This is a genomic window from Caproiciproducens galactitolivorans (assembly GCF_026672255.1).
Lineage (GTDB): Bacteria > Bacillota > Clostridia > Oscillospirales > Acutalibacteraceae > Caproiciproducens > Caproiciproducens galactitolivorans_A.
Genome location: NZ_JAPOHA010000015.1, coordinates 36,852 through 53,952 on the forward strand (window position 1 = coordinate 36,852; position 17,101 = coordinate 53,952).

16 protein-coding genes and 1 tRNA gene are annotated in these 17,101 nt (G+C 54.0%); 15 read left to right on the forward strand and 2 right to left on the reverse strand.

Annotation, left to right across the window (positions count from 1 at the left end; all coding sequences use genetic code 11):
- Positions 1-2: 2 nt before the first annotated feature.
- The gene (locus tag OUY18_RS12665; protein ID WP_268059137.1) at positions 3-506 is read right to left on the reverse strand and encodes a flavin reductase family protein; all 504 of its coding nucleotides are present in this window, start codon (positions 504-506) and stop codon (positions 3-5) included.
- 193 nt (positions 507-699) lie between these two features.
- On the opposite strand from OUY18_RS12665, the gene OUY18_RS12670 reads away from it, so the two are divergent.
- The 7 genes from OUY18_RS12670 to argF all read left to right on the forward strand — a co-directional run bounded on the left by OUY18_RS12670 (position 700) and on the right by argF (position 8,735).
- Entirely contained in the window at positions 700-1,920 is a 1,221-nt protein-coding gene (locus tag OUY18_RS12670; protein WP_268059138.1) for an argininosuccinate synthase, read from the forward strand.
- Between the two features lie 66 nt (positions 1,921-1,986).
- On the forward strand, positions 1,987-3,366 hold the full coding sequence (gene argH / locus OUY18_RS12675) for an argininosuccinate lyase (protein ID WP_268059139.1): 1,380 nt from the start codon (positions 1,987-1,989) through the stop codon (positions 3,364-3,366).
- Positions 3,363-4,397: an N-acetyl-gamma-glutamyl-phosphate reductase gene (gene argC / locus OUY18_RS12680; RefSeq protein ID WP_268059140.1), complete on the forward strand. Its 1,035-nt coding sequence runs from the start codon at positions 3,363-3,365 to the stop codon at positions 4,395-4,397. Before argH ends, argC begins: the two co-directional genes overlap by 4 nt.
- Before the next feature lie 12 nt (positions 4,398-4,409).
- Positions 4,410-5,624, forward strand: coding sequence for a bifunctional glutamate N-acetyltransferase/amino-acid acetyltransferase ArgJ (gene argJ / locus OUY18_RS12685; RefSeq protein ID WP_268059141.1), 1,215 nt, complete (start codon positions 4,410-4,412; stop codon positions 5,622-5,624).
- Between the two features lie 21 nt (positions 5,625-5,645).
- On the forward strand, positions 5,646-6,503 hold the full coding sequence (argB, locus tag OUY18_RS12690; protein ID WP_268059142.1) for an acetylglutamate kinase: 858 nt from the start codon (positions 5,646-5,648) through the stop codon (positions 6,501-6,503).
- A gap of 22 nt (positions 6,504-6,525) precedes the next feature.
- Entirely contained in the window at positions 6,526-7,695 is a 1,170-nt protein-coding gene (locus tag OUY18_RS12695; protein WP_268059143.1) for an aspartate aminotransferase family protein, read from the forward strand.
- 131 nt (positions 7,696-7,826) lie between these two features.
- Entirely contained in the window at positions 7,827-8,735 is a 909-nt protein-coding gene (gene argF / locus OUY18_RS12700) for an ornithine carbamoyltransferase (RefSeq protein ID WP_268059144.1), read from the forward strand.
- Positions 8,736-8,865: 130 nt separating this feature from the next.
- Here argF and ypeB read toward each other — a convergent pair whose 3' ends face one another.
- Positions 8,866-10,140: a germination protein YpeB gene (gene ypeB / locus OUY18_RS12705; protein ID WP_268059145.1), complete on the reverse strand. Its 1,275-nt coding sequence runs from the start codon at positions 10,138-10,140 to the stop codon at positions 8,866-8,868.
- A gap of 191 nt (positions 10,141-10,331) precedes the next feature.
- On the opposite strand from ypeB, the gene OUY18_RS12710 reads away from it, so the two are divergent.
- The 8 genes from OUY18_RS12710 (at position 10,332) to OUY18_RS12745 (ending at position 17,074) form a co-directional block, all read left to right on the forward strand.
- Positions 10,332-11,042: a gamma-glutamyl-gamma-aminobutyrate hydrolase family protein gene (locus OUY18_RS12710; protein WP_268059146.1), complete on the forward strand. Its 711-nt coding sequence runs from the start codon at positions 10,332-10,334 to the stop codon at positions 11,040-11,042.
- A 144-nt stretch (positions 11,043-11,186) separates the two neighbouring features.
- Positions 11,187-12,572, forward strand: coding sequence for a UDP-N-acetylmuramoyl-L-alanine--D-glutamate ligase (gene murD / locus OUY18_RS12715; protein WP_268059147.1), 1,386 nt, complete (start codon positions 11,187-11,189; stop codon positions 12,570-12,572).
- Between the two features lie 114 nt (positions 12,573-12,686).
- Positions 12,687-13,703 carry a M20/M25/M40 family metallo-hydrolase gene (locus tag OUY18_RS12720; protein ID WP_268059148.1) on the forward strand — a complete coding sequence of 339 codons (1,017 nt, stop codon included), beginning with the start codon at positions 12,687-12,689 and terminating at the stop codon, positions 13,701-13,703.
- Positions 13,703-14,737 carry a M42 family metallopeptidase gene (locus tag OUY18_RS12725; protein ID WP_268059149.1) on the forward strand — a complete coding sequence of 345 codons (1,035 nt, stop codon included), beginning with the start codon at positions 13,703-13,705 and terminating at the stop codon, positions 14,735-14,737. Before OUY18_RS12720 ends, OUY18_RS12725 begins: the two co-directional genes overlap by 1 nt.
- Complete coding sequence (locus OUY18_RS12730; RefSeq protein ID WP_268059150.1) at positions 14,730-15,464, forward strand: GNAT family N-acetyltransferase; 735 nt, start codon at positions 14,730-14,732, stop codon at positions 15,462-15,464. The genes OUY18_RS12725 and OUY18_RS12730 overlap by 8 nt, the downstream gene beginning before the upstream one ends.
- A gap of 13 nt (positions 15,465-15,477) precedes the next feature.
- Positions 15,478-15,660, forward strand: a complete 183-nt coding sequence (locus tag OUY18_RS12735) for a DUF6440 family protein (RefSeq protein ID WP_268059151.1) — start codon at positions 15,478-15,480, stop codon at positions 15,658-15,660.
- A 12-nt stretch (positions 15,661-15,672) separates the two neighbouring features.
- The gene (locus tag OUY18_RS12740) at positions 15,673-16,944 is read left to right on the forward strand and encodes an aminotransferase class I/II-fold pyridoxal phosphate-dependent enzyme (RefSeq protein WP_268059152.1); all 1,272 of its coding nucleotides are present in this window, start codon (positions 15,673-15,675) and stop codon (positions 16,942-16,944) included.
- Positions 16,945-16,990: 46 nt separating this feature from the next.
- Positions 16,991-17,074 (forward strand) — tRNA-Leu (locus OUY18_RS12745).
- Positions 17,075-17,101 lie beyond the last annotated feature (27 nt).

Below are 17,101 nucleotides of genomic sequence, written 5' to 3' on the forward strand. Positions count from 1 at the left end.
TTTCAGGTTCTTTCAAGAACCTTCACGATTTCGCCGACAAACATCTTATGATAATCTTTATTCGGGTAGTTTTTCTGCTCGACGGAAGAGTCGATAAAGCAGGAAGGCTCCATATTCTGCCCGTAAAGCTTGCGGCAGATAATCACGGAGCGGGCTTCTTCAAAATACGGGACGCCGCCGTCGTAAACGGTTGTAAGGCCGGCTTCCTTTATTTTGTCAACGTCGCGGCCGGAATGGCTGCCGCAGTAATTCAGAATTTCCCGCTGGCTTTCATCAAAGGAGCAAAGGGAATAAAAATCTCCTTTTTCAAGGAATTCCAGTGTGTAGCGCTGCGGGCGCAGAAAGATAAAAGATACGTTCTTATTCCAAAGTACGCCCACTCCGCCCCAGCTTGCCGTCATCGTGTTGCATTTTTTCTTGTTCCCGGCGGTGATCAGCATCCATTCTTTTGAAATTTTTGTAAATGGATTAAAGTTCAGACTGCAAATATTCATTTCCTGAAACATGAAAAGCGCCTCCTAATTATGAATTTCCTATATTGAATATTACCATATTTGGCTATATCCTACAATGCGTAAAATAATATACTATTGTGTTTTATATAATTGAGACAAAATGAATATTTATGCATAAAAAGCTTGATATTCGGTATAAACAGTGTATAATAAAACACAACATAACAAACAGGGGGACAGAAAGATGGAAAACAAAATAAAAAAAGTTGTTCTCGCTTATTCGGGCGGTTTGGACACCTCCATTATTATACCATGGTTGAAAGAAAATTATAACAACTGCGAGGTAATTGCCGTTGCCGCCGACGTGGGGCAGGGCGCGGAGCTGGCCGGACTGGAAGAAAAAGCGAAAAAGACCGGCGCTTCCAAGCTTTATATCGCGGACCTGAAAAAGGCGTTTGCGGAAGATTACATCTGGCCGACCCTGAAAGCGGGTGCGGTTTATGAAAACAAATATCTGCTCGGCACCTCGTTTGCCCGGCCGCTGATCGCGAAACGGCTGGTGGAAATCGCGGAGGCCGAAGGCGCGGACGCCATCTGCCACGGCTGCACCGGAAAAGGCAACGATCAGGTGCGTTTCGAGCTTGCCATCAAGGCGTTTGCTCCGAAGATGAAGATTATCGCTCCGTGGCGTGAGTGGAGCATCAAATCCCGCGACGAGGAAATCGACTACGCCGAAGCGCACAATATTCCGCTGAATATTACAAGGGAAACGAATTACTCGAAGGACAAAAACCTCTGGCATCTTTCCCACGAGGGTCTGGATTTGGAAGACCCCAACAACGAGCCGCAGTACAACAAACCGGGCTTTTTGGAGCTTGTCGTTTCACCGGAGCAGGCGCCCGACAAGGCGACCTACATAACCCTGACTTTTGAAAAGGGCATTCCGGTCGCGCTGAACGGCAGCAAGCTTTGCGCGGTCGACATGATTTCGCAGCTCAATAAGTTGGGCGGAGAAAACGGAATCGGCATTGCCGATATCGTGGAAAACCGGCTGGTGGGCATGAAATCCCGCGGCGTTTACGAAACACCCGGCGGCGCAATCCTTTACCACGCGCACAATAAGCTGGAGGAACTCTGTCTCGACAGGGACACTTACCATTATAAGCAGGGCGTGGGCGTAAAGTTCGCGGAGCTGGTTTATTTCGGCCAGTGGTTTACCCCGCTGCGTGAGGCGCTCTCCGCTTTCGTGGACAGCACCCAGCAGACGGTAACCGGCGAGGTGAAGCTGAAACTGTATAAGGGCAACATTATTGACGCGGGCGTTTCTTCTCCGTATTCGTTGTATGACGAAGATATTGCGACATTCAGTGAGGATGAGGTTTACAATCAGGCGGATTCCGCCGGGTTCATCAACCTGTTCGGCCTTCCGATTCAGGTACAGGCGATGAAGAAACAAAAGAAATAAATTCAGGAAAATATACTGGGGCGGGCGGCTGTCCGCCCCCTGTTTCAAATAGGGGAGTGAATTGCTTTGAAGCTGTGGGCGGGAAGGTTCCACAAGGAACTCGATCAGAAAACCAATGATTTTAATTCATCCATCTCCTTCGACAGCCGCATGGTTCGGGAAGACATCGAGGGCAGTATCGCCCACGCGACCATGCTGGGTGCCTGCGGGGTCATCGACGCGGGAGAAAGCGAAAAAATCTGCGCGGAACTAAAGGCGATCCTCGGCGAAATCGAAGCCGGAACGCTGACGATTGACCCGCAAAGCGAAGATATCCACACCTTTGTGGAGGGTGAACTGACGAAGCGGCTCGGGCCGGCGGGCAAACGCCTGCACACCGCGCGCAGCCGGAACGATCAGGTTGCGGTGGACGTGAAGCTGTATCTGAAAAAACAATGCAGGGCGCTGCACGGGCAGATCAGGGAACTGATTCTCGTCCTGTGCCGCAGGGCGCTTCAGAATAAAGACGCGGTGATGCCGGGGTACACGCATATGCAGCGCGCACAGCCGATTACCTTCGGGCATCATTTGCTGGCCTACGCCGAAATGTTCCAGCGGGATTTGTCCCGTCTGGAGGATACCGAAAAGCGCATGGACGAATGCCCGCTCGGTTCGGGCGCGCTTGCGGGGACGACCTATCCGCTGAACCGCGAAATGACGGCTTCGCTTTTGGGCTTCGGCGGCGTAACGAACAACAGTTTGGACGGCGTTTCCGACCGTGATTTTTGCATGGAGCTTGCGGCGGATATCGCGATTGCCATGGTGCATCTTTCCCGCTTTTCGGAAGAAATCGTCCTCTGGTGCTCGTGGGAATTCAAATTCATTGAGCTGGACGATGCGTTCTCCACCGGTTCAAGCATCATGCCGCAGAAAAAGAATCCGGATATCGCCGAGCTTGTGCGCGGCAAGAGCGGGCGCGCCATCGGGGATTTAACAACGCTTTTAACCATGATGAAGGGTCTTCCCCTTGCTTATAACAAGGATATACAGGAGGACAAGGAAGCCATATTCGACGCGGTGGATACCCTTCATATGTGCCTGACGGCCTTCATCCCCATGGTCGATACCATGAAGGTTCTGCCGCAGAATATGCGCAAAGCCGCCGCAAAGGGATTTATCAACGCGACGGACTGCGCCGACTATCTGGTCGGGAAGGGCATCCCCTTCCGCGACGCCTATAAAATTACGGGTGAAATCGTGGCGTACTGCATCGACAATAGTCTGACGCTGGAAACCCTTCCGATTGAAACCTACAAGGAATTTGACGCGCATTTCGACAGTGGCATTTTCGAAGCGATTTCGCTGGAAAACTGCGTGAACGGCCGAAAGGTTACGGGCGGACCCGCCCCGCAGAATGTGGAGGCGCAGGCAAACCGGATTTTAAAGAAACTGGGGGCGGCGCAATGATCCGGGCGGGAGTGGTCGGGGCGACCGGCTATGCGGGCGCGGAACTGGTCCGGCTTTTAAGCGGGCATCCCTGCGCGGAGCTTGCGGCAATCAGCTCCGTGAGTTTTCAGGGCAAACCGCTTTCCGAAGTATATCCCGCATATTATCAGCTTTGCGATAGGATCTGCGGCACGCAGGAAGAAGTCGTTGAACAAAGCGACGTGGTTTTCGCCGCGCTTCCTCACGGCCTTTCGCAGGAGCTGGCGAAGGAATGCTTTGAAAAAGGCAAGGTTTTTATCGATCTGGGCGCGGATTTCCGTTTGGAAAACGAAGAAGATTATCAGGAATGGTACGGCGGAACATATCGGTACCCGGAACTCCATGAAGCTTCCGTCTACGCCCTTCCGGAACTGTTCCGCGAAGCCATCCGGGGAAAGAAAATCCTTGCGAACCCGGGCTGCTACACTACGGCGGTTCCGCTTGCGCTCGCCCCGGCGCTGAAAAACGGGCTGATTCAAAAGGAGGGCATTCTGGCGGACTGCAAGAGCGGCGTGACCGGAGCGGGGCGAAAGCTTACCCAGAACACGCATTACCCCGAGCTGAACGAGGGCATGAGCGCTTATAAGGTGGCTTCCCACCGCCATACGCCGGAAATGGAGCAAAGCCTTTCCCGTGTGGCGGGGTCGAAGGTGAAAATCACTTTTGTGCCACACCTTCTTCCGGTAAACCGCGGCATTCTCGCCACCTGCTACGCAAAGCTGACGGACGGCGTTACCATGGAGCAGATGCAGAACGCGTACAGGGAAGCGTACGGCGAAGAATATTTTATCCGCCTGCTTCCGCAGGGGCGCGAAGCGGATATCAAAAACGTTCGCTATTCCAATTTCTGCGATATTTCCCTTCATATCGATACGCGAACCAATACCTTTATCGCGATCTCCGCGATCGACAATATGGTGAAAGGCGCGGCGGGTCAGGCTATTCAGAATATGAATCTTGTATTCGGATTCAATGAAACAACCGGATTGAAATTGTTTCCCCCGGCATTTTAAGGAGTTGACGGCATGAAGTTTATTGAAGGCGGGGTCACAGCGGCCCAAGGATTTACCGCGGCGGGGATTTTCTGCGGTATCCGGAAAAATAAAACAAAACCCGATCTGGCAATGATTTATGCAAAGACGCCGTGTGCGGCGGCGGCGGTCTATACGCAGAATCTTGTAAAAGGCGCGCCGCTCCGCGTAACGCAGAAAAATCTTTCCGACGGAAAGGCGCAGGCGGTGCTCTGCAATTCGGGCAACGCGAATACCTGCAACGCCGACGGCGAGGAAAAAGCGTGGAAAATGTGTGAAATCGCCGCCAAGGCGCTGAATATCCGGCCGCAGGATGTCATTGTTGCTTCCACGGGGGTCATTGGGCAGGTGCTTCCGATTGAACCGATTGAAAACGCCGCGCCCGCGCTGGCAAAGGCGCTTTCAAGGGACGGCTCCGAAAGCGCCGCCCGGGCGATTATGACCACCGATACAAAGGTAAAGAATTTGTCCGTAGAGGTTTTCGTCGGTGGGAAACCCGTACGCATCGGGGGAATCGCCAAAGGCTCCGGGATGATTCATCCCAATATGGCGACCATGCTCTGCTTTTTGACCACGGACGCGTCCATCTTGCCGGAAGTGCTGAATAAGGCTCTGCACGAGGCGGTTAATGTCAGCTTTAATATGGTCAGCGTAGACGGCGACACGTCCACAAACGACATGGTGTCCATCATGGCTTCGGGGCTTGCCGGGAATGAAACCATCCCTGCGGATTCACAGGAATACAACGCGTTTACCGAAGCGCTCACCGCCCTGTGCACCGTGCTCGCAAGGGAAGTCGCCGGGGACGGCGAGGGCGCAACGAAGCTGCTCATTAGCCATGTGACCGGCGCGAAAAGCCCCGAAGACGCGCGGCTTGCGGCAAAGGGCGTTATCTGTTCCAGCCTGTTCAAGGCGGCAATGTTCGGCGCGGACGCGAACTGGGGCCGCGTGCTCTGCGCGATCGGCTATTCGGGCGCGCAGACCGATATTCAGGCGGTCGATGTTTCCTTTGCATCGGATGCCGGAAAAATCGAAGTGTGCAGAAACGGCGCCGGGGTCGATTTTGACGAGGGCCTGGCAAAGAAAATTCTGACATGCAGTGAAATCAATACGGAGATTACCCTGCACGACGGTGATTCGGAAGCCACCGCATTCGGATGCGACCTTACCTATGATTATGTAAAGATAAACGGGGATTACAGAACCTGATAAAAAACGGGAAGTGACACAATGAATATCAGCAACGCCGACAGGGCGAAGGTATTGGTTCAGGCATTGCCGTACATACAGAAATATGCAGGCAAGACGATTGTCGTAAAATACGGCGGAAACGCCATGGTGAATGAAGACCTGAAAAAAGCGGTCATGAGCGACATCGTCCTGATGCAGCTCGTCGGCATTAACGTGGTGCTGGTGCACGGCGGCGGGCCGGAAATCAGCGGCATGCTGAAAAAGGTTGGTAAAGAAAGCCGCTTTGTCGAAGGAATGCGCGTTACGGACGGCGAAACCATGGAGATCGTTCAGATGGTGCTTGCCGGGAAGGTGAACAAAGACCTGGTTCAGCTTCTGGAGCGGCACAATGGGCGCGCAATCGGCCTTTGCGGGCTGGACGGCGGCATGCTCAAGGCAAAGAAGCTTTCCGGGGCGGAAGATCTGGGTTACGTCGGCGAAATTACCGAAGTGCAGCCCGCTATTATTACGAACGCAACCGCCAACGGCTATGTGCCGATTATCGCCACCGTTGCGGGCGGGAACGGCGGCGAGGTCTACAATGTAAACGCGGATATTGCCGCTTCCTGCATCGCGGCGGAGCTGGGCGCCGAAAAGCTGATTCTGATGACGGACGTCCGCGGCCTTTTGCGCGATAAGGACGACGAAGAGTCCATTATCCCGGTTGTGAATGTCAGCGATGTGCCGAAGCTGCAAAATCAGGGGATTATCAGCGGAGGCATGATTCCGAAAATCGACTGCTGTGTGGAGGCGGTGCGGCGCGGCGTGGGCCGGGCGCATATGATCGACGGCAGAATCCCGCATTCCATCTTAATCGAGCTGTTTTCCGACGAGGGCATCGGCACGATGCTCTGCTGATTTTGATTACGGAGGGGTGAAAATGACCTTTGAAGAAATAAAGGAACAGAATGAACAATCCATCATGCATACCTACGGGCGTTTTCCGGTCGCGCTCGTTTCCGGTCATGGCGTAAAGGCCGTTGACAGCGAAGGAAAAGAATATATCGATTTCACAAGCGGAATCGGGGTAAATTCCCTCGGCTACTGCGACGAAAAATGGGTGCAGGCGGTCGCGAAGCAGGCCGCGAAATTACAGCATACTTCGAATTTATATTACAGTCCGGTGCAGAATGAATTGGCGCAAACACTCTGCGGCTTGATGGGCTTCTCAAGGGTGTTTTTCGGAAACTCCGGCGCGGAAGCGAATGAATGCGCGATCAAGCTTGCGCGAAAATACGGCACCGACACCTACGGCGAAAATCATCATCATATCGTAACGCTGCAAAATTCCTTCCACGGCCGCACGGTCACCACGCTGGCCGCCACGGGACAGGACGGTTTTCATCAGTATTTTACCCCGTTTACCCCGGGCTTCTCCTACGCGAAGCCGGAAATGGGCAGCATTAAAGAATCGGTGAACGGCAATACCTGTGCGGTCATGATCGAAATGATACAGGGTGAGGGCGGCGTTGTTCCGCTTGACCCCGGATTTGTAAAAGAACTGGGCGCGTTCTGCAAGGAGCGGGATATCCTTCTTATCGTTGACGAGGTGCAGACCGGAATCGGAAGGACGGGCAAACTGTTCTGCTTCCAGAATTACGGTATTCAGCCGGATGTTGTCACCAGCGCAAAAGGGCTGGGCGGCGGCCTGCCGATCGGCGCTTGTCTGTGCAGTGAACGGCTCAAAGACGTTTTGGGGCCGGGCATGCACGGTTCCACCTTCGGCGGGAACCCGGTCGTCTGCGCGGGCGCGCTTGCCGTGCTTGACCGGGTTGCGAAAGAAAGCTTTCTGGAAGAAGTCCGTCAAAAAGGGGAATATTTCAAAGAAAAACTGAGCGCCATGGAGGGAGTCGAATCCGTCCGCGGCATGGGGCTGATGCTCGGCGCGAAGCTGAAAAACAAAACCGCGAAGGAAGCCGCGCAGAAATGCGCCGAAAACGGCCTTCTGGTTTTAACCGCGAAGGATTTGCTCCGCTTTCTGCCGCCGCTTGTGATCGATTACCCGGAAATTGACGCGGGGCTGGCGATTCTTTCGAAAGCCATTTCATAAAGCTCTGCAATTTCTATATTATAAATAGAAACAAACGATAGGATATTTTTCCAAGTACAAGGCTGTAAAACGGGCAGGGCGGGGTATTACCTAATTTATTATAATTTAACCGAATTTTAAGGAGGGCAACTATGAAACATCTGCTGAAAATGCTTGATCTGACAAGCGAGGACATCACCGGCATTCTGAATCTTGCCGACCAGTTGAAATACGAACAGAAGCACGGCATCGAGCACCGTCATCTGGCGGGCAAAACCCTTGGCATGATTTTTGAAAAAGCGTCCACAAGGACCCGCGTTTCCTTCGAAGTGGGTATGTACCAGCTCGGCGGCCTGCCGATCTTCCTTTCCGTCAACGATCTGCAGATCGGGCGCGGCGAACCGGTGCAGGATACCGCCCGCGTCCTTTCCCGTTACCTCGACGGCATCATGATCCGCACTTTCAAGCAGTCCGAGGTGGAAGCGCTTGCGCAGAACGGCTCCATCCCGATCATCAACGGCCTGACGGATTTTTCCCATCCCTGCCAGGTGCTTGCCGACCTCATGACCATCCGCGAGTACAAGGGAAGCCTTGAGGGGCTGAAGCTGTGCTTTATCGGCGACGGAAACAATATGATGAATTCCCTGATCGTTGCCGGCCTGAAAATGAAGATGGAAGTTGCCGTAGCCTGCCCCGCCGAGTATAAACCGAGCGCGGCCGTACTTGATTTTGCCGTGACCCATCCGGCGTTCAGCATCACCACCGACCCGAAGGAAGCCGCCAAAGGCGCCGACGTCGTCATTACCGACGTGTGGTCGTCCATGGGAATGGAAGACGAGGAAAAGAAACGCCGCGAAGCGTTCAAGGGCTTCCAGGTCAACGAAGAAATCATGTCCGCCGCAAAGAGCGACGCGATGATTCAGCACTGTCTGCCCGCGCACCGCGGCGAAGAAATCACCGAAGAAATGTTTGAAAAGCATGCGAAGGAAATCTTTGACGAAGCGGAAAACCGCCTCCATGCGCAGAAGGCGGTTCTTGTTACCCTTTTGGGAAAAAAATAGGCATACGGAAAAACAGTTTTATTCGTAGTTCCCCCGCGAAGCCATTTGGATGAGCGGTAAGCGTTCCATAACGATTCCGTGGAGGAGCGCCGCTTGCGGCGCGGGGGAAACGGCGAAAGACGCTGTGCGTCTATTTTACCAGAATGCCGTTGTCGGATTGCAGCAGAATGAGAATCTGCTCCTCATAGCCTGTCGTCGCGTTAATATAAACCAGTACGCGGTCCTTGTTCTGGCCGGTACATAAAAATTCATAACAGAGTACTTCGCTCAGTCCGGGGGTTGGTATCAAAGCCAGCCTCCGTTCTTCTATTTTCAGCTTCTTGCTGACGGAAGCCTGCGCCTGATCTGCGGAAATTTTCGCTTTTACCGTGCGGTCGTGGTGGTTCATAACATAGCCTGTAGAGTTGAACCGGACGATTTCGCCGTTGTCCAGCGCCACGGATACTTTGACCAAATCCGGATAGTAGATAATATCGTTTTTATCATACGCGTAGTTGATGGTGCAGACGCCGTCGTTCATCACGTAATAGGTTTGTTTCATATCGGTGATTCCGTGCGCACTTAAAAAGTTTTCCGCTTTTTTGGCCGCGTCCTTGTAGCCCAGGTTTTCTGTCGTCACGCTGCGCATGTTGTCAAAGGTGGAAACAAATCCGCCGCGCTTTGTTACGCAGATGCGAAGTTTGCCGTCATTTGCGGTAAAATTGTAAGTGGGCAGGTTTCCGCCGTTGTCCTGCACGTGCGTCAGCTTATTGGAAGCAACCGACAGGAAATTTGCGGCGATGTTCTGCGCGTTGCCCTGCGGTATTTCCGCGCGCCCCTCGGTGAGCTTCGGTTTCATCTGGCTGATGTGGTCGGAAAACGGGCCGTCGTAAATCAGGGATGGGAAATTGGTGAAATCCTCGGACGTCTTTTTGAATTCATCCGCCAGTTTGTCCGACTGAATGTTGGTTTTTACATTTTGAAGCCCGGACTGCAAGGATTTCGCAAATTTCTCCAGATCCTGCATAGTCTTGTACTCGTCGTCGGTGATTTTTTGGCCGGCGGAGACTTTTGTGGACATCGTCGTGGCAAAATCACCGACCTGCGTAACGAATTTGGATACGTTGTCGAGCGAATGGTCGGTAACCGGCAGGACCGACAAAGCGGATTTTGCCATGGTGGACTCGCGCATCAGCTTGGAGGCCAGCCCGTTCTGCTGTGTCGCGGTATTCGCGTATACGGATTTGTTCAGCGTGGTTTCAATATTGGAAACACTCCCGCTTAAATCACCCAGCGCGCGTTTGTAGTTATAGTCCAGATACATTTTGTATTTGTTTGCTGAAGCATAGCCCGCGGCGGTTGTCGCGCCCAGCGTTACGATCAACGCGAGCGCGCCGACCAGCGTGGCGGTTCTTTTTTTATTCATATTTATTCACCCCGTTTTCCTATTTTTTACGGGTCGGACGGAAATATACAGTTTATTCATTTTTGTTCGGTTTTGGCATGGTATAATAAAAAAATATTCCATAATTTCTCTGAATTAAAAATCATTTCCAACAGTTGGAAATATATATAGATAGAAATTCATTGCAGATTTTGATTTCGGGAGGGATTCTGGTGGCGAAACCGGTAATTGGCGTTACCCCTCTTTTTGATACGGAACAGCAAAGGCTCTGGATGCGCCCGAATTATCTGCATGCGGTGGAAGAATCGGGCGGCATTCCGCTTGTTCTGCCGCTCATGCAGGACGAAGCCGATCTTGCGGCGCTGGCACAGCGGTGCGACGGCTTTTTGTTTTCCGGCGGGCCGGACCCGCATCCGGCGCTTTACGGCGAGGAAACGCTTCGCTTCTGCGGGGCGATCGACCAGCGCCGCGACCGGCTGGAAATTTCCCTTCTGCATCAGGCGCTGCGGCTCGACAAGCCTGTTTTTGGCATCTGCCGCGGCATTCAGCTCTTCAACGCGGCGCTCGGCGGAAGCCTTTATCAGGATATCCCCGCGCAGACTGCGGGCGAACCGATTGCCCATTACCAGCAGCCGCCCTACGACGTGCCGGTGCACAGCGTCGAAATTGAAAAGGATACCCCGCTTTACGATATCCTAAAAAAAACAAAAATGATGGTAAACAGTATGCACCATCAGGCGGTAAAAACCATCGCGCCCGCGCTCCGCTGCGCGGCAAAATCAAAGGACGGTCTGGTTGAATGCCTTTATATGCCGGGAAGGCGTTTTTTTATGGGTGTGCAGTGGCATCCCGAATATCTTTTTGAGCCGGACAGCGACGGCGAGCGACTGTTTCAGGCGTTTCTTCTGGCGGCGGAAAAATAAAGAAACCCCTCCCCGGAAGGCTTTTCTGCGGGGATATGCCCCTCTGCGCCATTTTAACGGGATTTTTCGCCGACTTTGCTTGCTATTTTTACCACAGATAAGTATAATATTAACGTTAGTCTTTAAAGCAAGTCGGAGGCGCATATGAATATTCAGGATTTTTACCATTCCATAAACGGAAAGACCGTCGGCTTTTTAGGGATCGGCGGAAGCAATCTTCCCCTCATCAGGCTGTTTGCCGGGCACGGGGCGAAGGTCGCGGCGCGCGACCGCCGTACGGAGGAAAAACTTGGCGAAACGGCCGATGAGCTGAAAAAGCTCGGTGTGAAACTCCGCCTTGGAGACGATTACCTGCAAGACCTGAATGAGGAGATCCTTTTCCGCACCCCGGGAATGAAGTACTATCTTCCGGAACTGGTTGCGGCACGGAAACGCGGTACGGTGGTCACCTCCGAAATGGAGGTTTTTTTCGACCTCTGCCCCTGCAAAATCTATGCGGTAACCGGCAGCGACGGCAAAACGACGACGACAACGATTCTGTCGGAAATGCTGAAAGCCGAAGGAAAAACAGTTCATCTCGGCGGCAACATCGGAAATCCGCTTTTGCCCGGGATTGAAAAAATCCGTCCGCAGGACGCGGCGGTGGTCGAGCTTTCCAGCTTCCAGCTGATCTCCATGCGCCGCAGCCCGGATGTCGCGGTGGTAACGAACGTTTCCCCGAATCATCTTGACATGCATAAGGACATGCAGGAATATATCGATGCGAAAAGGAATATCCTTTACCATCAGAATGCATTCGCAAGAGCGGTTATCAATGCGGATAACGAAATCACGGCGGGTTTTCTGAAAGACGTCCGGGGGGACGCCCTGTGCTTCAGCCGGAAGGAAAAATGTACGCGCGGTGCGTGGCTCAATGCCGAAAATGAGATTGTCATGACGCTGAACGGAACCGATACCCCCGTTCTGAGCGCTTCGGATATCAAAATCCCCGGAGGGCACAATATCGAAAATTACATGGCCGCCATCTGCGCGCTGTGGGGAACGGTCAGCATTGAAAATATGGTTCGGGTTGCAAAGAGCTTCAGCGGCGTGGAGCACCGGAGCGAATTTGTGCGGGAATTGGACGGCGTGCAATACTATAACGATTCCATCGGCACCACGCCCAGCCGGACAATGAACGGAATGCTCCAGTTATTTGACCGCAAGCTGATTCTGATTGCGGGCGGCTACGATAAAAAAATCCCGTTTGATTCCTTTGGCCCCGCGGTAGTGGAGCATGTGAAAACCCTTGTGCTGATGGGCGCCACCGCCGATAAGATCGAGGAAAGCGTGAAAGCGGCGCCGGAGTACCGGAGCGGAAGTCCCAAAATCCTGCATGCGGATTCGCTGGAACAGGCGGTTCAGCTCTGCCGAAAAGAAGCGGCCGCGGGGGATATCGTTGCGCTTTCTCCGGCCTGCGCGAGTTTTGATATGTTCCCGAACTATGAAACCCGCGGCGAGGAATTTAAAAGACTGGTCAACCTTTTATAATTGATAGGACGCGTATTCGGTAAAAAGGAAAGGTTTCCGCCGTTTGCGGCAGAGACCCGGAATATTGCGTGCTATTTGATATAGATGAATACAGCATTATAACGGAGTGAAAATATGGACGAACTGAAAGAACTGATTTTTCGGCTTTGCGAAGCACCCGGAACGCCCGGTGATGAAATTACTGCGGCAAAAGCTGCGGCGACGGAGCTTTCCAAATATACAAGGGCACACATGGACCGAATGGGCAGTGTTGTTGCAAAATTTGGCAAACAGGGAGCGAAAAAGCATTTCCTGCTTGACGCGCATATCGATCAGATTGGCTTAATCGTAACGAATATCGACGAGCACGGGTTTATCCGCGCGGACCGCTGCGGCGGCGTGGACCGCCGTGTGCTGCCGGGCAGTCCGGTGACCATTTACGGCCGCGAGGTTTTGAGCGGGATTGTCTGCTGTACGCCGCCCCACCTTTCCGACGGGAAAGAGGACAAAATCCTCCCGGTGGATAAAATGGCGATCGACGCCGGTCTTTCCAAAGAGGAAGCCGACCGGCTGATTCGCCCGGGCGACCGGATTCTTCTGCGCTCCGAGCCGAGAAGCCTGCTCGGAACGCGCATTACCGCCGCCGGTCTGGACGACCGCGTCGGCGTTGCCGCGCTCATCCGCTGCGTTCAGCTTTTGCACGACAAGGACCTGAACTGCGAGGTAACGGTTCTTTGCAGCAGCCGGGAGGAAGTGGGCGGCCAAGGTGCCGTAACGGGCGCTTACGCGATCAATCCGACCCACGCGCTGATTGTAGACGTCAGCTTTGCGGAGCAGCCGGGCGTGCCGCCGGAAAAATGCGGAAAGCTGGGCGGGGGGCCGATGATCGGCATCGCGCCGCCGCTGAACCGGGAGATGACGGAGCATTTGACGGAAACCGCGAAAAAATGCCATATCCCCTACACGCTGGAGGTGATGGGCGGCTCGACGGGAACCAATTCCGACGAAATCGCCATGACGCGCAAGGGCGTACAATCCCAGCTGATTTCCATCCCTCTGCGCTATATGCATACGCCGGTCGAGGTCATTGACCTCGAGGACGTGGAGCGTACCGCCCGGCTGATGGCGGAATACATAAAGGGGGTGGAATGATGACCGGACTGAAGCTTTTGGAGCATCTTTGCACCGCGCGCGGAATCTCCGGATTCGAGGACGAAGTGCGGGATATCATTATCAAGGAAATCAAGCCGTATGCCACCGGTATCGAAATTACCCCTTTGGGAAGCATCATCGCCTTTAAAAAAGGGGAGAATACCCCGAAAACCAAGCTGATGCTGAACGCCCATATGGACGAGGTCGGCATGATTGTTACGTATATTACCGACGAAGGGCTTTTGAAATTTTCCAACGTGGGCGGAATCGACTGCCGCGTACTTTGCGGAAAGCCGGTTACCGTGGGAAACGGCGTTGCCGGAGTGATCGGCGCGAAGCCGATTCATCTGCTGGAAGAAGAGGAAAAGGAAAAGTCGGTTCCGGTAAAGGATTTATACATTGATATCGGAGCGGAAGACCGGGCGCAGGCGGAACAGTACGTGATGCCCGGAGACGCCGTTACCTTCCATTCGATTTTTGATTCGTCGCACGGAATGGTAAAAAGCCGGGCGCTGGACGACCGCGCGGGCTGTGCGGTTTTAATCGAGATGCTGAAATGCAATCTGAAATACGATATGTATTTTGTTTTTGCCGTGCAGGAGGAAACCGGACTGAACGGGTCGCGCACAGCGGCGTTCGCGGTGGAGCCGGATGCGGCCATCGTTCTGGAAAGCACCACGGCGGCGGATGTTGCGGGCGTCGACCGGGAAAACCAGGTTTGCAACGTCGGCGGCGGCGCGGTGATTTCCTTTATGGACAGACATACCATTTATGACCGGGGATATTACCGGATGGCGTTTCAGGCGGCGAAAAAAGCCGGTGTGAAATGTCAGGCGAAACGTGCGGTTGCGGGCGGAAACGACGCCGGGGCCATTCATGTTTCACGGGGCGGGGTAAGAACCGTTGCGGTTTCCCTTCCCTGCCGCTATCTTCATTCCGCGGTGGGAATGATTGCGCAGGAGGATTACCAGAGTATGCAGAAACTGGTTTTCGAACTGGCCGAAATGATTGCGGGCGGCGATCCGAATGATTAAACAGACGGAACATATTCAGTCGCTTCAGCCCTTTCAGAAAAACGTATTCGGATGCCGTATCCTGGCTACCGCCCAGGCGTACGGCCTGAGCGAGCCGTTCGCCCGTTTCTGGATGCAGGAAGAGGGCAGGGCGGCAATCTGCATGCTGGACGATACCGTGATTCTGGATGCCGGCACGGACGCCGATTATGACGAGCTGAAAGAATTTATCCGCATGACGGGAGCCAGCCGCCTGCTTTGCGGCAGTAACGCCGCGCAGAAGCTGGGATACCCGGTTGTGCGCCGCGGACAAATTATGGCGTATCAGGGCAGTTCGCCGTCGCGTTTGGGTGATTTTGAACGGAATCCCGGCGTGCGCGAGCTTTATGCGCTGATTTCCGAATGCGCGACGGACACGTTTGAACCGCCGGAGTTCGAATCCTTTTATATGGATTTGTCCCACCGAATCCGCCACGACACGGCGGCGGCAGTCGGGATGCGGTTTCAGGGGGAACTGGTTTCCTGTGCCGTTTGCTCCGCAAAAACACAGGACATGGCGGTGCTTTCCGCCGTATGCGTTCACCCGGAGCACCGGCGCAGGGGCTATGGACACGGGGCGCTCTCCGCGATGGTCTATTTGATGCGGGGGAAAAAGGTATACATACTGCGAGCCGAAAAGGAAAACGAGGAGTTTTACCGCTCCTTTGGCTTTGAAGGCTGCGGTGAATTTGTGGAATCATCCATATAATGGAGTAGAGAATATGAAGGACAAGCGTTTTAAAATCGTCTATTCACAGGGCGCGATGGAAATCGTGCGGATATTGGTGGATACGGAAACCGGCGTCCACTATCTTCAGACCTTGTACGGTTCCGGCGGCGGAATCACGCCGCTGCTGGGAAGCGACGGAAAACCGGTGGTCAAACCGGTTACGGACGACGAATAATCGAGGAATAAAATGATCTATCCGACCTTTCAAATTGATAAAAAAATACAGGACGCGGCGCAGGAAGCAGCGCGGATGATTGCGCCCGCGCTGGAGCGGATCGACGAAACCACCGACTATAATCAGCAGAAAATGATGGCGGCGTTCAACGAGGCGGGCGTAAGCGAAAGCCATTTCGCGGCCTCCACCGGTTACGGCTACGGCGACCGCGGCCGCGACGCGCTGGACCGGGTTTACGCCGCCGCGTTCGGCGCGGAGGACGCGCTGGTACGCCATAATTTTGTCAGCGGCACCCATGCGCTCACGGTTGCGCTGTTCGGCGTTCTGCGCCCGGGCGACACCCTGCTCAGCGTAACCGGAATCCCGTATGACACTCTCCGCGGCGTAATCGGCATAACCGGCGACGGCAACGGTTCTCTGAAGGAGTTCGGCATTCGTTACGAGCAGGTGGAGCTGAAAGCCGACGGAACGCCGGATTATGCGGAAATTGAGAAACGGGTAAGCCCGAAAATCAAGATGGTTTATATTCAGCGTTCGCGCGGATACAGCCTGCGTCCTTCTCTTTTTGTGGAAGACATCGAAAAGATTGCGAAGATCGCAAAGAAAAAAGCGCCGGACTGCATCGTTATGGTAGACAATTGCTACGGCGAATTTGTCCAGACCGTGGAACCGGTCGGGCGCGGAGCCGACCTGATGGCCGGATCGCTGATTAAAAACCCGGGCGGCGGCGTTGCGCCGACCGGCGGCTATATCGCGGGCCGGAAAGACCTTGTGGAAAGCTGCTCCTACCGCCTGACCACACCGGGAACGGGCAGGGAAATCGGCGCGACGCTCGGCAACAACCGCGAGCTGTTCATGGGCGCGTTTCACGCTCCGCATGTAACCGGCGAGGCGCTGAAAACCGCTTCATTTACCGCGGCGCTGTTCAGCCTGTTCGGCTATGATGTAACGCCGAAATACGACGAGCCCCGCGCGGATATTATTCAGGCCGTCCTGCTCCGCAGGGAGGAGGCACTTATTGCCTTCTGCAAAGGTGTTCAGAAGGGTGCGCCGGTCGATTCCTTTGTTACGCCGGAGCCGTGGGACATGCCCGGCTACGACTGTAAGGTGATTATGGCGGCGGGCGCGTTCACGCTCGGCGCTTCCATCGAGCTTTCCGCGGACGCGCCTCTGCGGGAGCCTTACGCGGCCTGGATGCAGGGTGGACTGAATTACCACAGCGGCCGTCTCGGCGCAATGCTTGCCGCCCAGTCCATGCTGGAGCAGGGAATATTAGGCGGATAAAAATACTTGCATAAAAGCTATTGTTACGGTATAATAGCTTTTGCATGCGGGTGTGGTGGAATTGGCAGACACGCAAGATTTAGGTTCTTGTGGCAAAACCGTGCAGGTTCAAGTCCTGTCACCCGCACCATTCAAATCCGAAAGAGTTATTTTTTGC